Raw genomic sequence first — 14548 nt, 5'->3', positions numbered from 1 at the left:
GACGGACGATGGGAAGGTGCCGCTTACCTCGGCACGGTCAGCGGAACGATTCGCCGTCTCCGTGTATACGGCAAGACCCGCAAGGAAGCCCACGACAAGCTGGCAATCAAGATGGCCGACGCCGATCGGGGCATTCCGATGCCGGAGCGGTCATGGACGGTGGGTGCGTATCTGGACTACTTCATGGCTGATGTGGCACCGTCCCGATTGCGCCCCAAGACCCTTGAGCTGTACGAGTCGGCGATTCGTGTGCACCTGAAACCGCTGCTCGGCTCGCAGTCCATGACGAACCTGTCAGTTTCGACATTGCAGAGACTGCTCAATCAGCGCCTGGCCGAAGGGAAATCGGTTCGCACGGTTCGGCTTGTACGAACAATCCTCAGCGCCGCCCTCACGAGGGCGATGCGCGAGGAGCTGGTGACGCGCAACGTCGCCCGATTGGTCGAACTGCCTGCGTGGCAGCGCAAGGACATCACGCCGTGGACAACCGATGAAGCTGCCCGGTTCCTCGAAGTCACCCGCAACGAGCCGTTGTACCCGGCGTTCCTCCTGCTCATCCTCTACGGCATGCGGCGGGGAGAGGTTCTCGGGTTGAGGTGGTCGGACGTGGACTGGGATGCCAACGAACTGCACATCCGTCAGCAACTGCAGCAAGTCCGCAATGAGCTGGAAGCCGGGCCGGTCAAAACCAGCGCTGGACGTAGGGATTTACCCCTTCTGCTCCTGGTTCGCCAAGCGCTACAGAGGCACCAAGTTGCGCATGATGCCAACCAGACCAGGCCCGACGACGACCTTGATTTGGTGTTCTTGAGTGAGGCGGGCACGCCGATTTGGCCACGCAACTTCGTTCGTACCTTTCATCAGATCTGCGAACGAGCCGGGCTGCCGCGTATCAAGTTGCACCACCTACGCCACACTGTCGCAACGTTTTTGAATAACTTCGGCATTCCGGCACGCGATGCTCAGATCATCCTGGGCCACGCCCACATTTCCACAACGCAGCAGATATACCAACATGGCGATACGCGAACGCAAAGAAAAGCACTCGACCGGGTTGGTCGAATGCTATTGGAAGGACGTGACGGCTACGTTAGCCGTCAAACTCAGCCGTCAATGGCTGAAATCGTTGTCCGAACTGCATCAATTAACAGTGGAGGGTCCAGTGGGGCTCGAACCCACGACACCCTGCTTAAGAGTCTCTCCCGCGTCGGCGGCGATCCATTTCTGACCCCCGTTATCCAACAACTACGTGCACGCTTATCCATGCACATTTTGGCCGACGTAGCCGTCAACCAAGCCGTCAAAACTGGCACCCAAAATGGCCAGCCGGTTCTTGTTCTCCAGCATTGGATGTCACTCCGCGATTGCCTTGCCCCACAGCCTCGGCGACTCGTGGATCGCCTCATTGCATCTATGCCCGCCGAATCCCTCCACCCTCGAACCCAAGGAGCAAAACGCCATGCCTCAATCCCGGGACAGTCAGATAGCAGCAGCCATCGCAGCGAATCTCGATCCGGCCGTGCTCTACCTCCGGGTATCAACCAAACGCCAACTGGACACGGCGGTGGACATTGATCCCGACGGCAATTCCATTGCCACCCAACGCAAGGTAGGACATCGCCGAGCTGATGGCCTCGGCGCAGCCGTGGTCAAGGAATTCGTGGAACCGTACTCCGCCAAGACCGTCGATGACCGCAAGGTCTTCCGGGAATTGCTGGCCTTCATTCAAGCCAACCCCGAGATCAAGTACCTCATCGTGTACATGCGCTCGCGAGCCTTCCGTAACCGCTTCGACGCCGCCATCGTTGAAGTGCAGCTCAAGAAGCTTGGCGTACGCCTGATCTCGGTCAAGGAAGACTTTGGCGAAGGCCCCTACGCCATGGCGATGGAGGGGATGCTCGACATCATGAACGACCTGCAAAACACGTTACAGGGCCTCGATATCCAAACCAAGATGATGAACAAGGCCGTCGGCGGCGGCACCCTTGGCCGCGCCAAACTCGGCTACCTGAACGTCCGAATCGACTACGAGGGCAAGCAGATCAACACCATCGCCCTCGATCCTGAACGGGCACCGCTCGTCCGCAAAGCCTGGGAGCTGTACGCCACCAACGAGTACACCATCGAGCGACTGGAAGCGACGATGGCCGATCTGGGCCTTACCGCTCGCCCAACCGCTCGTTGGCCCGCCCAGCGGCCCGTCTCCGGCTCGAAACTGCACGCCATGCTCAGCGACCCTTATTACGCCGGGCACGTTGTCTACAAGGGCCAGATCTACCCCGGTCGCCACGAGCCGATCGTCAGCCAGGAACTGTTCGATCAAGTTCAAGACGTCCTGAACATACGCAGCGCCCGCGGCCAACGTGATCGAGTCCTCCAGTGCTACCTCAAGGGCGCGCTGTTCTGCCAGCGTTGCCACCTCAGTGGGCGAACCGCCCGCCTGATCTACACCGAACCCGTCGGGCGCAACGGCACCCGCTACGCCTATTTCCTGTGCCGTGGTCGCCAGGATGGCGTCTGCGATCTGCCACACCTGCGGGCTGAACTGGTCGAGGAAGCGATCATCGACCACTACGCCACGCTGCAACTACCTGCCGACTTCGCCACCGAGCTTCGCGCGCTGATGCAGGAAACGCTCAACGACGAACAGACAAGCACGAGGGAGCACCACGCCAGCCTGAGCCGACGACTGCGAACTATTGACGAACGCGAATCCAGGCTGATCGACCTGGCCGCAGACGGCACCATGCCGCAAGCCAAGATCAGAGCCAAACTGCACGACCTGCGGATCGAGCGCGAACGCACCGAAGCCAGCCTCGGCAGTGTCAGCGATCAGCTGGCTGTCGGGGCAGCGGTGCTGCGAGATGCCCTCCACCTGCTGGAAGACCCGCAAACCCTCTACCGGGCGGCACCGGACAACGTCCGGCGGCATCTCAACCAGGCATATTACGAGCGGTTCTACCTCGATGACCTCGAAGTGGCCGACGACGACAAAACACCGATCTTCGCCGAGCTTCACGAGGTCAAACGCACCCACAAGGGACGGCAGGTTCGGAGCGCGGGATGTGGGCAAACTCCGCCCAGACAGCAGAAAAGCCCCCGCAATGCGGAGGCTTCTTGTGATGCAGACTCCCTCACTCTCCCCAGTGTCTTTTCAGTCACTGGTTCGAGTAAGGGCGTCATGGTCGGGCTGACAGGATTTGAACCTGCGACCACTTGACCCCCAGTCAAGTGCGCTACCAAGCTGCGCCACAGCCCGTTCCTTGCCCCCGTCGCCGGGTGCTCGGAAAGATTACCGCACCAGTCCGCGTGAGTACTAATCGGCTGGTAGATGCCCGTTTTGGGAGGCGGTGGTGACTGGTTCGGCGGGGGTGTCGGTGGGATTGGTGATGAGGGTGGGGATTTTGGGGAGGGCGTGGGGGTGGTGGTCGGCGAGCCAGGTGAGGAGTTCCTCGCGGACGGCGCAGCGCAGGGTCCAGGCGTCGTCGGCGTCGGCGGCCGACATGGCGGCGCGGACGACGATGTTGGTCGGCGTGCTGTCGGTGACGAGCAGGCTCCATGTGCGGCCGTCCCAGTCGGAGCGTTCGCGCAGGTAGGTGTGCAGATGCTCGCGGAGGGCGGGGATGGGGGTGGAGTGGTCGAGGTGGAGGGCGACGGTGCCGGTGACTTCGGAGCCGCCGCGTGACCAGTTCTCGTAGGGCTTGCTGTTGAAGTAGGAGACCGGCATGGTGAGGCGGCGGTCGTCCCAGATGCGGACGGTGAGGAAGGCGAGGGTGATGTCCTCGACGACGCCCCATTCGCCTTCGACCACCACGGTGTCGCCGATCTTGACCGAGTCGCCGAAGGCGATCTGGAGTCCGGCCATCAGGTTGCTCAGGGTGGATTGGGCGGCCACGCCCGCGATGATGCCGATGACGCCCGCCGAGGCGAGCATGGACGTGCCGAGGGTGCGCAGGCTGGGGAACAGCAACAGGATCACGACGGCCGCGGTGGTGACGACGAGCACCGAGGTGATGATGCGGCGTACGAGTCCGAGTTGGGTACGCAACTGCCGGACCCGCGAGATCTCGGTGGTGCGTTGAGCGTAGCGGCGCAGCAGGTTCTCGGCGACGGCGTCGGTGGCGCGGATCACCAGCCAGGCCGTCGCGATCAGCGCGGCGGTGGCGAGGAAATTCTGGACCACCGTGTCGCGGCGTGGATCGATGTCGGCCAGGGGATAGAGAGCGCGCAGCAGCAGTGTGCCGAGTACCAATTGGAGGGGTACCCGGACCCGCCGTATCGAAGTCAGGTGGACGCCGGGACGGCGGCGCGCGCTGTAACGCAGCAGCCGTTCGATCGCCAGGCCGGCGGCCAGGGTGATCGCTATCGTGCCGAACACCACGAGCATCGGCCGCAACAGGTCTTCCACGAGATCGAACTCCTCTCGTTCTCGACTCGCTTCAGCCGGTCGCTTACCCGGGTGTCGGCGTGTCAGACATGACGGTCTGATGGCAAGCAGTTCCCCGGCCGACCAGCGGTACCATGTCGACGCGGCGCCGTCCCTTTGAACTCTTTGCAGGGCAAGGGGTTACGGCCACGCAGTGTGTCACCCCCCTTTGCGACAATCCACCGCATGTTGATGCTGCCGCCGTCCGATCCGCTGAACTCGACGCTGTACGCGGATTGGGTGCGCCACTTCGATCCCGGTGCGTTCAGTAGCGCGGAGGCGTTGGCGTCGGCCCTGCGGGACGAATTCAGGAAGACGCACAAGCCCGGCGCCTTCGTCGACGATGTCTCGTGGCGGGCGCGGGCGCTACCTGAGCGGCATCGCCCGTGGCTGTGGGACATGGTCGGGCACTGGCTGAGTGCGAATACGACTGCTTCATCACGGGATTCGCGCTACCGGACCGCGGCGATCAGCGCGTACGGTCTCGCGCGAGCGGCCGAACGAGAGCATTCTCTTCCGGTCCACGTGGACTATCACCGGGCCAACACCCTGCTGTTCGCCCGCGCGGGAGCGCTGCCTGTCAAGGAAGTCGCCATCCATCAACGCTGGTTGAGCGGCCTTGGATCGGCGCACGAGGCGCATGATGCGTTCGTTCGGTTGCTGGTGGCGTTGGCGCAGGGCGGCGCGTCGCTCGGCGCGGACCTGCACCGCAGGGTGCGCGCGTCGGCCAAGGCCGCAGGGCTCGGACCGGCGGCCGACTCCGAGGTCCTGCGAGACGTCCTCGTCGCCTGCACCTCACAGAAGGTGCCGGACGGATTGCTCGACGGAGCGGCCAAGGTGTTCGCCTCAGCACCACCGCAGGACGTCGCGCCTCTGCTGAGCGTGTTCCCGGCTACCGTCACCGACGGATCGGCCCTGCTGCGCATGCTCGACGCGGCGGGCGCCATCGAGGGGCTGGCAGCAGGCACACTCGAGCCTCCCGCCGGGCTGGCGCAGTGGTTCAGCCAGTTCTTCTTCATGTACTGCTACGTCGAAGTGCCGTACGGCGGTGTGACCGCACAGCAGATGCCGCGGGAGTTGTTCGACATGATCGAGCGGGTCGGTCCTCGGTTGAAGGACGCCGGGCACCCTGTCTCGATGGCACACGGACGATTCGGTCACGCGCACCTCGACACCGATCTCGCCGATGCGCTGCTGGCGGTCGGAGCGGACGTCGAGGGTCCCGCAGGCGGACGAATGCGATTCTGGGGCAAAGACTCTCGGCGTGACCTGATCGCCTTGGCCGCCGATCCGGTCCTCGGCCCACGGCTGGAAAGCACCGTGCACGCGGATAGTCGGACCACGAGCTCCGCCATCGTCCGACTGCCGGACAATCCCGGAATCGAACGATCGGTGTTCGCGCGCATCGTCGCCCTTGTCGAGCGTGTCGCGAGTGGTGGTCTGCTGGATGCCGAGCGGGCACTCGCCGAACTCGACGAACTGCTCGACCTGCCGACTGTCCAGGCGCTGGACGGCATCGAGGAGGCGTTGGCGGTCCTCGACGGTGTCGGACCGCTGCTGCGGACGCTGCGCGCCGGAGTTCCGAGTGAGCTGCATTGGCCCGCATGGGAAGCCGCCATCGGTGACCTCGGTAGTGCGCGCGGGGTCACCGCCACCTGGCCGATGCTCACCCTCTACAACCGCAAACGTGCCGTGGTGATCGGTCCGCACACCACAGTGGCCGAGACCGAGCTCACCATCCCGGCCGGAACACATCTGCGGGTGGTGTTCTACGCGGGCGGCGACTTTCTGGTCGGCTACAGCGACACCAAGGTTTCCTATCCGAAGCGCGCCTTCTGGACGAGCGCGCTTCATGAGGAATTCGAGCCGACCGACTGGTACGGCATGACAGCCTGCCGCAGTCGCGAGTACGACGGGCTCGGCTATCACTTCGCGACGCACGACGGCCGCCACGACGGTCGACGGATACTGCGATCCGGTGACCGGCACGGGGTCGCGGGACACCTGTGCCAGATGAGCGACGGTGAGCGGGTTTGGCGTTTCGAGGGACAGCAGACACGATTGGACTCCTGGGCAGAGGTCGATCCGATCAGCGGCGTGCCTACTGAGACCTCTTCTCTCCCCGCGTTTTTCACCGACGGTGACATTCCCGAGGGCAAGATCATCGCCAGCTCGTCGCTGTCCTACGCGCGACTGCCGGAAGGGGTCACTTCGTCGCCACTCGGGTCGGCGGCCGGTGTCAGCGGGTTCCGGATCCTGCGCGACCGCCGTGACCACAGCGGCTGGGTCGTCGAATCCGTCGACGGTCGCCGCGCCACTTTCGCCGGGGGCAGCGGCGTGGACAGCCCCTGGGGGCTGGTCCGATTTCCGCAGCGCGACATCGACTTGGTGATGACCTGCGGCTGCGTCGCCGGTAGCGACAGCTTCGCCTCGATACGCGCCCACGACGGTGACAGCCCACTCTGGGACGTCCCGACCGAACCGCGCGATCGTGCGGCGTTTCCGCCCCCGGCCTTCTGGCACTTCCTCGCTCCGCGTGATCCCTCGGGCTCGGCCGCGCTGCGCGAACTCGACGCGGCGGACGTCCGCGCACTGCTCACCGACGACGTCGTGCCGTCGGGCATCACCGACCCGATACTCGCCGACGGCGTGCGCGCGCAGGCCGCGACAGCTGCCCGTCTGATCGCCGCCCGCGAACGACTCTCGCAGCGGGTAGCGACGATTCGCTCCGGGGTGCTCGTCACCGCTCCCGCATCGGCGCCGGATTCCGAGCTGCTCCCGGCACTGCTCGGCCTGCTCGACCACCATCCGAACGCGTACTCCACGGTCGTCGCCGCCACCGTCACCGGGCTCGCGGCGGACGGCAGCTACCTGGCCGGAAACATCGACGACACGGTCCGCCGGATGAGTCCGCCCGCGCCGCCGGTCGATTGGACGCCGTTGCTCGGACACATCGACGCGGTCATTCGGCGCGCGATCAACGGCCGCACCCCCGAATCCGATCGCCTCGCCCTGATCGCGCTGTTGCGGACCTGGGCCGCACAGCCGTTCGCCGTGCCCGGCGAATGGCGGGTCGGCCGATGGCAGCCGACCGCGCCCACGCCCGAACGCACCCTGCTGAGTGGGGGATCGTTCGTGCAGCCTGCCGCTGTCGAGCCGCCAGCGGATGCGACCGACATTCGCGCTGTCGTCGTTGACCGCGACGACGCGGCCCGGATCGAACGGCTGCTGGACCTGTTGTCCGAGAACGGTCCGCGCGTTCCCGGTGAGAAGGCAGTGCGCCGCTTCCTGGAGCTAACCGGTGTGCGGGAACCGATCGCCCGGCTCGTGCTGGACGGGTTGCCGCGACGCCGGGGGTTCGGGGGCGGTCCGTCGGTCCTGTACGCCGCGCACGACAAGATGGTCCGCACCAAACCGTATCGCGCGGATTCTCTCGTCGCCGAGTTGTACGAGGAGTACACACGCAAGCTCGGTTGGGCTGGCCGCTACCGTCTGCTCGCCGCCGGTGTGCCCGAGGATGTCAGCGAGTTGTGGACCGAGGACGGCGATCTCGCAGCCGCCGAGCGGATGGCGGCGGTGTGGAACGAACTGCTCGGCAGGCGGCTGTACGTCTCCGAGCAGTTGATCGGCGATTTGGAAGCCGACACGGGCCTGGCGTACGCGTTCGCTCTGGCGCTGACACATCCCCAGCGCGCGACTGTCGCGACCGAGAACCTGCGCTGCCACCTGCGGGTGAGTGGCAACGGATGGCTCGAAATTCGCCACAACTCCATGGCCGTGGCCCCCTTCCGGCGCTGGAATCCCTATCGGGAACTGGCGACCGCACTGATGTGGGGGCTCACCGAACGCCCGGTCGGGGATCCGGAGGTGCGGGGGATCATCGAGCTCCACGACCGGCTCCGAGCGCGCCTGCAAGCCCCGGGCTTGCTCGTCGAACTCTCGTCGGGACGCTTTCCCGCCGAACTGTTCGGGCCGGAAACCCATGCGGTCAGCACCGAGGACCGCATGGTCTACGACAACGGTCTGATCATCGTCGACGAGCACGACTGGCGCCGCTCGACCTTCCTGCGTCCCGCCGCCCTCGGCGATCCCGACACACTCGCCCGAAGCCTGCGCATCTGCGCGGACCACGGACTGACGGAACTGGATCACGCGATCCGTTGCGAGGCGATACTTCTGAGTGGGGTGGCCGCGCTCGTCGAACGCGCCGCCACGACACCTGTTGCCGCCGGTCGGTATGAAGCCGACCCGCAACACAGCGTCCCGGATCTGGTCGAGCGCGTATCGGCGACCATCGGCACGAGTCCCGACGCGGCAGCCCTCTACCTCCAACTGTTGACCCTGGCCCGCCCCACCGACCGCGCCGTGCGACGCTTCAACAACTGGACTCCGGCCCGGCACAAGAAGGCGCAGGCCGAGCTCGTCGCCGGGCAGTTGGTCGTCGAGGACAAGCGCGCCCGCGCCGGGCGCACCGCGTTCATCCCCGGGCCGTGGACCGCGAAGATGCCGTCACCGCATCTGCCGTTGGAGACCGCGAAACTCGACCGTCACTTGGTCCGCATCGAGAACAAGAGCATCATCGGCCCGTTCACCGCCCTGCTCCCGCCTCGGCCATTGCACGAGATGTTCGCCGATGCGTGGTTCGCGCGAAACGCCTGATCGTGGTCACACCTGGCTCGCCTGTGCCCGAAGGACATCGATTTCGGAACCCGGCGAGCTGGGATCGAAGCCGTGGTCGATCAGCCAGCGCACGCCGCGCAGGCTCCGCAACGACCTCCATGCTCGGATCACCTCGAGATCCACCTGGTCGCCGTAGCCTGCGATCACATCGTGCAGTCGCTCCGGGTGACCGAGCGTCAAGGTGGCCAGATCGTACAGAGGGTCACCCTGAGCCGCTTCGGACCAGTCGATCACACCGGTGACGGCGTCTCCCTCGACGAAGACATGCGCCAGTTGCAGGTCACCGTGGGTGAATGCCGGTGTCCACGGTCGGAGCGCGGCCTCGGCGATCCGGCGATTACGTTCGACGACATCCCTGGGTAGAACAGCATTCGTGGTCAGCCACGCGCATTCGGCTTCGAGTTCGGCTTCGAGCTGGTCCGGTGTGCGACCGGGCTTCGGCGGCAATGGCGCGTCGTGCAGCACGCGAAGGGCCGACCCGACTGCGGCCCAGGCCGCAGGGGGAGCGGAGGACGGTTCGCCGAGCCGTCCCAGAGCGGTTCCGGGCAGGGCGGCGAGGGCGAGAACAGAAGGCTTGCGCCACAGGATCTTCGGTGTCGGTATCGGTGCGGCCGCCATCGCCGCGACCTCGGCATCGATACGTGTCTGATCACTGTCGATCTTCAGGAACATGTCGCCGACTCGCACGGTCGCGCGTTCGTGATGGGCTACGACGATCTCAACGCTTTCCACGGCGGTCCTTGTCCGGTGACGCCGCGGGCCCCGTGCGAACGGCTGACCATTTCGACACTGTGTGCACACCCACGCTCGGGCCGCGACGAACTATTGGCCCTTCAACGCTCGATCGGCACGGCTCACGAATGTCGCGGTGGTGAAGGTGCCGATGGTGAGTGCGACCATGAGAATCTTCGCGGGCCAGGGGCCTTCGATGAGGGCGCCGAGGGTGCCCATCAGGACGAGGCCACTGATGGCGACCAGCATCGTGGTCGCCCTGGTTGTTCCGTTGATCTCGCCGCGCAGGATCCGTCGTGACGCCGCCAGCAGGCTGAGGGCGGGAATTCCGGGCAGCAGTGCGACCACGCAGACGACGATCAGGTACTCGGGATTGACGAGTCCGGACACCACGAGTCCGGCGGAGCAGGCCGCGAGCACGATGCCCAGCGCGATTCCAGCGGATCCGGCAAGGCGGGTCGATCGCCGAACCGCTGGCTCGTTCGCGTAGGGCGATCGAACGCCCGCCTGCATCGCATTGACCCCAGACATTCGAAAACCCCCGTGTGACAGTGGAAATGGTGACGGAGGACGGCCATCCGCATCATGCCGACTGTCCGAATACCCCCCGGCCCGTACGTTACCGCCCACCGATCCCGGTGAACAACCCGAAATTGATTGTGTTGCCCGAGTGGTCGACTCGCCGTCGTAGGCCGGGACCGGCACGCCACACCCACGTAGCGGAACTCACCCCGCGCGCGAATCCCGATCCCGGGAGAACTCGCTGGTTCCCGCCCCTCGGTGCGCGCGAATGAGCAGGGCTGCTCGCAGGTAGCACAGGCCGGTGACGTCGTTGAGGTCGAAGCCGGTCATCTGGCTGATCCGCTTGAGTCGGTAGTCGACGGTGTTGGTGTGGATGAACATCTTTCGGGCCGTGCGGGAACGCTGCATGTTGGTGGCCATGTAGACCTCGAGTGTCTGCATGAGTTCCGGGTGCGCTTCGAGGGAATCGACGACCGAACTCAGGTAGTCGCGGGCGGGGCCGGGGCGGGTGAGCTGATATTCGAAGGCCAGCTCGTGGGGTCGGTAAACCTTGCTCGGGCCGCCGAGGCGGTGCACGATCTCGACGAGTTCGTGGACTTGTTCCGCGGCGCGTGGGATCTCGCTCGGCGCGGCCGCCATCACCACGGCGCGCACGGGAACCTGGGCCGCTTCGCAGAGATGCACGATCAGGTCGTCGAGTTCGGGTTCGGTGAACTCGGTGGCGGGCAGCAGCAGGGTGCCGCCGTCGACGCTGAGGAGGGAGAGGACCTTGCCGTCGCAGCGGTTGGCGAGTTCGGCCTGCACACGCCGCAACTTGCGCCGCGCAACGACTTTCGCGTTCAGGCCGGGTTCGGACTCCTCCGGGTGCGGGGGGAGTTCGATGGCCATCACGTGGTACTGGTCGGCGACCTCGATGCCGCATTCGCGCGCCATCGTCGAGGTGTTCTGACCGCCGAGCAGCGCGGAGGTGAGGGTGTGTACGGCGGTGTGGTGCTCGCTGACGACGGCGCGAAGTTCGCGCACGTAGGCCGCGGAGACGGCGGAGGTGATCATGTCCTGGGCATCCATCAGGCGCCGCGCCACGCCGACGACGGTGTCGTAGTCGTGATTGGTGACATTGGTGATGACCAGGTCGAAGCCGAGTTTGAAGCCCTCGTGGACGGCGTGGTGGATGGTGTCGATCGGGATCCCCTCGCGCGCCCAGTCGGCGGCGGCGGCCTGCACGCGCTCCACGCGGCCGGGGAGGTCACGGCCGTCGAGCATGCTGCGGGTGAGTTCCAGACAGACACGCGTGACGGTGGTGACGTCGCCGTCGAGCGCTTCGCCGGGCAGGGTGGCACAGGGGACGACGTTTTCGATGAAATGCACCACCATCTGGCGCGAGATTGTACGGACGTCTTTCAGCGGGGTTGAGACCGGGCGGCCCGAAGCGGTCAAGAACGGTTCGATGGAAGTTGTGACAGCCATGATGAATCCTTCCCACCCAGATCGCTGGGCAAGTGACCAAACTACCGCGTAGGCCATTGTGACGTCCGGGGTTCGCTTGTGACAAAGGTCAAGAGAACGATGAAATGATTAGGGTTACGGCAAGTACCGGATAAAAGCCGGTGTGGGCGCCCCGACGCCGCCCACACCGGCTCACCGCGCCGATCTAGCCGGTCAGAGGCACAGGCTCAGCTCGATCGGGAGCAGCGGGATGGGCACACACACCTCGACCGATCCGGCGACGGGGGTGGCCGCGGCCGCGGTGCCGGTGCTGAGGGCGGCGGCCGACAGGGCGAGGGCGACAACGGCGATCGGGCGGGCAATTCTGGAGTTCATACGTACTTCCTCGTGTTCGGTGAACATCCCATGCTCGGGACATCTCGATCAGATCACGGTGACAATCCCGAATTCACCTGCCTGCCGCGACTTTTGACGTTTCCATTCGGAATGCGGCGCCATTGTCGGAGAAATCCACAACAATTCGTCTCGGCTGTCATATCGCCTTGTGTCGCGCGATCAGGTATGGCAGCGGGGTTCGGCGCCCGCCACAACGGGGTTGTCGGAAGCACGAGGGATCGCCGCCGATCACTGTGACCTGTCCACATACCGCGCGCAGTCGACGTATGCGAAGGCATCAGGGCCTACGGTTCGCCCGGAGCACTACAGGTGGTTGGAAGGTGGCAGCGAGCGTGGCGACTACGCAGGCGAAGCTCGACGAGTTGGTCAAGATTCTGGCGATCGCCGCGGAACCCGCGGGCGAGGCCGGGGTCGCGAAGCGGGCGAAGAAGGGCGTGCCGAGCGTACGGGAGCGGCTGGGGATGCTGCTCGACCCCGGAACATTCATCGAGGTGGGCGCGCTGGCACGGCAACCCGACCAGCCCGACGCGCTCTACGGCGACGGTCTGGTGACCGGACGCGGCATGATCGACGGACGTCCCGTGGTGGTGATCGCCCATGACCAAACCGTGTACGGCGGATCGGTCGGCGTGGTGTCGGCGCGTAAATTCATGCGGGCGCTGAAGCTGGCGTTCGACTCCGGCTGCCCGGTGGTGACCATCAACGACTCCGGTGGTGCGCGCATTCAGGACGCGGTCGGTTCGATCGCGTCGTTCGGTGACATCTCGCGAGTGCTCGAGAAACTGTCGGGCTATGTGCCGCAGGTGTCGATCATTCTCGGCAAATGCGCGGCGGGCTCGGTGTACGGGCCGATCAATACCGACGTGCTGATCGGCACCGAGGACTCGTACATGTTCGTCACCGGACCGGAGGTGATCAAAGCCGTCAACGGTGAGGAGATCAGCGCCGAGGACCTCGGTGGGGCCACGGTGCAGGCCGAGCGCGGCACCCTGCACCACGTGGCGAAGTCCGAGGCGGATGCCTATGCCTGGGCGAGGGCCTACCTCAGCTACATGCCGACCAGTTGCCTCGAGCAACCGCCGATCGTGAATCCCGGCCTCGAACCGGAGATCACCGGATCGGATCGTGAGCTCGAGACGATCATCCCCGACTCCGACCGCAGCGGCTACGACATGCACGAGATCCTGCTGCGGATCTTCGACGACGGCGAATTCCATGAGATCCGTGCGGCTTTCGCGCCGAACCTCATCACCGGCTTCGCGCGGGTCGACGGGTTCCCGGTGGGCGTGATCGCCAATCAGCCCCTGGTGTTGGGCGGTTCGATCGACGCGGCGTGCTCGGACAAATCGACCTACTTCATCCGGCTCTGCGACGCGTTCAACATCCCGCTGGTCTTCGTCGTCGACACCCCCGGTGTGCTGCCGGGCCTCGATCAGGAGGCGGCGGGTGTGATCATCCGTGGCGGGCGGGTGCCGAGAGCGATCATCGAGGCGACGGTGCCGATCATCAATCTCGTGGTGCGCAAGTCCTACGGCGGTGCCTACGGGATGATGGCGGCGCGTCAGGTGGGTGCCGATGTGAGTTTCGCGTGGCCGACGGCGCGGATCGCGGTGATCGGCGCGGAGAGCGCCGTGGATCTGATCGGGAAGCGGCAGTTGGCGGCGGTTCCGGAGGAACATCGCGCCGCCGCACGGGATTTCATGATCAATCAGTACAACGAGACGGTGGCCACGCCGTGGATCGCGGCCGAACGCGGCTATATCGACGCGGTCATCGAACCGGCGCGCACCCGCCTCGAGATTCGGCACGCACTCCGACTGCTGCGTGACAAGCCGCCGGTCGCACCGGAATTCAATCCGCGCAAACACTCGGTGTACCCGATGTGAGTGCGGCGAGGCCCGGATCGGACACGGCCGATCCGGGCGCTGCTCGCGGTGCGCTTACAGCGCGGAGGGTGCCTCGTCGGTCGCGGCGACGGCCGCTTCCAGGGTGCTGAACACCGCGAGGAGCTTGTCCAGGCCGGTCAGTTCGATGGGCCGGGCGACCTCGCGGGACGCGACGACCCGCAACTGGCCCGGCGCCGCCTTCGACACGATCAGCAAGGCGCTGAGACCGGCCGATCCGAGAAAGCCGACCTGGGTCATGTCGACGACGAGTGTATTGCCGCCCTGCTGTGCCTTCTCCAGTGCGGCCTGCAACTGGGGTGCCGACGCCATGTCGACTTCGCCACGAACGGTGAGAATTTCGAATCCGTCTTCGGCGCGCGCCTGCACATCGAGGTCGGGGATTCCGTTCTGGTCGCGATTCGCCACTTTTCACCTCTTGCCTCGGTGTCGCCGGGTCGGC

10 protein-coding genes and 1 tRNA gene are annotated in these 14548 nt (G+C 65.5%); 4 read left to right on the top strand and 7 right to left on the bottom strand.

The annotated features are described in order from the left end of the window. Nucleotides 1–1575, top strand: a 1575-nt coding sequence (locus NC7_RS28685; RefSeq protein ID WP_157102132.1) for a tyrosine-type recombinase/integrase, incomplete at its 5' end; no start/stop codon positions are given. Then, on the top strand, nucleotides 1460–3220 hold the full coding sequence (locus NC7_RS28680; RefSeq protein ID WP_084458688.1) for a recombinase family protein: 1761 nt from the start codon (nucleotides 1460–1462) through the stop codon (nucleotides 3218–3220). The genes NC7_RS28685 and NC7_RS28680, both read left to right, overlap by 116 nt. Here NC7_RS28680 and NC7_RS22420 read toward each other — a convergent pair. Then, a tRNA-Pro gene (locus NC7_RS22420) sits at nucleotides 3183–3259 on the bottom strand. The genes NC7_RS28680 and NC7_RS22420 overlap by 38 nt on opposite strands. A gap of 57 nt (nucleotides 3260–3316) precedes the next feature. Beyond that, on the bottom strand, nucleotides 3317–4408 hold the full coding sequence (locus NC7_RS22415; protein WP_067986269.1) for a mechanosensitive ion channel family protein: 1092 nt from the start codon (nucleotides 4406–4408) through the stop codon (nucleotides 3317–3319). Nucleotides 4409–4612: 204 nt separating this feature from the next. Here NC7_RS22415 and NC7_RS22410 point away from each other — a divergent pair, with 204 nt between their 5' ends. After that, the gene (locus NC7_RS22410) at nucleotides 4613–9085 is read left to right on the top strand and encodes a hypothetical protein (protein WP_067986267.1); all 4473 of its coding nucleotides are present in this window, start codon (nucleotides 4613–4615) and stop codon (nucleotides 9083–9085) included. Between the two features lie 6 nt (nucleotides 9086–9091). Here the strand turns inward: NC7_RS22410 and NC7_RS22405 are convergent, their stop codons facing one another. From NC7_RS22405 to NC7_RS29630, 4 genes are all read right to left on the bottom strand, one after another. Continuing rightward, complete coding sequence (locus NC7_RS22405) at nucleotides 9092–9838, bottom strand: phosphotransferase family protein (protein WP_067986265.1); 747 nt, start codon at nucleotides 9836–9838, stop codon at nucleotides 9092–9094. 90 nt (nucleotides 9839–9928) lie between these two features. Continuing rightward, on the bottom strand, nucleotides 9929–10369 hold the full coding sequence (locus NC7_RS22400; protein ID WP_157102131.1) for a hypothetical protein: 441 nt from the start codon (nucleotides 10367–10369) through the stop codon (nucleotides 9929–9931). Between the two features lie 195 nt (nucleotides 10370–10564). After that, the gene (locus tag NC7_RS22395; protein ID WP_084458687.1) at nucleotides 10565–11734 is read right to left on the bottom strand and encodes a PucR family transcriptional regulator; all 1170 of its coding nucleotides are present in this window, start codon (nucleotides 11732–11734) and stop codon (nucleotides 10565–10567) included. 285 nt (nucleotides 11735–12019) lie between these two features. Beyond that, a complete protein-coding gene (locus NC7_RS29630) occupies nucleotides 12020–12181 on the bottom strand; it encodes a hypothetical protein (RefSeq protein WP_167352447.1) in 162 nt (53 codons plus the stop codon). 353 nt (nucleotides 12182–12534) lie between these two features. Here NC7_RS29630 and NC7_RS22385 point away from each other — a divergent pair, with 353 nt between their 5' ends. Beyond that, entirely contained in the window at nucleotides 12535–14088 is a 1554-nt protein-coding gene (locus NC7_RS22385; RefSeq protein WP_067986257.1) for an acyl-CoA carboxylase subunit beta, read from the top strand. Between the two features lie 54 nt (nucleotides 14089–14142). Here the strand turns inward: NC7_RS22385 and NC7_RS22380 are convergent, their stop codons facing one another. Then, nucleotides 14143–14514, bottom strand: coding sequence for an STAS domain-containing protein (locus NC7_RS22380; RefSeq protein WP_067986255.1), 372 nt, complete (start codon nucleotides 14512–14514; stop codon nucleotides 14143–14145). Between the last annotated feature and the right edge of the window lie 34 nt (nucleotides 14515–14548).

It is taken from the genome of Nocardia caishijiensis NBRC 108228, from assembly GCF_001612825.1.
GTDB classification, from domain to species: Bacteria; Actinomycetota; Actinomycetes; order Mycobacteriales; family Mycobacteriaceae; genus Nocardia; species Nocardia caishijiensis.
The sequence above is the reverse complement of the archived record's forward strand: the minus strand, read 5'-3'. Positions and strand labels throughout refer to the sequence as shown.

What these genes read in the sequence shown, in the direction of transcription:
- NC7_RS28680 (WP_084458688.1), top strand. Translation starts at nt 1,460, where the DNA reads ATGCCTCAATCCCGGGACAGTCAGATAGCAGCAGCCATCGCAGCGAAT.
- NC7_RS22410 (WP_067986267.1), top strand. Translation starts at nt 4,613, where the DNA reads ATGTTGATGCTGCCGCCGTCCGATCCGCTGAACTCGACGCTGTACGCG.
- NC7_RS22395 (WP_084458687.1), bottom strand. Translation starts at nt 11,734, where the DNA reads ATGGTGGTGCATTTCATCGAAAACGTCGTCCCCTGTGCCACCCTGCCC.
- NC7_RS29630 (WP_167352447.1), bottom strand. Translation starts at nt 12,181, where the DNA reads ATGAACTCCAGAATTGCCCGCCCGATCGCCGTTGTCGCCCTCGCCCTG.
- NC7_RS22400 (WP_157102131.1), bottom strand. Translation starts at nt 10,369, where the DNA reads ATGTCTGGGGTCAATGCGATGCAGGCGGGCGTTCGATCGCCCTACGCG.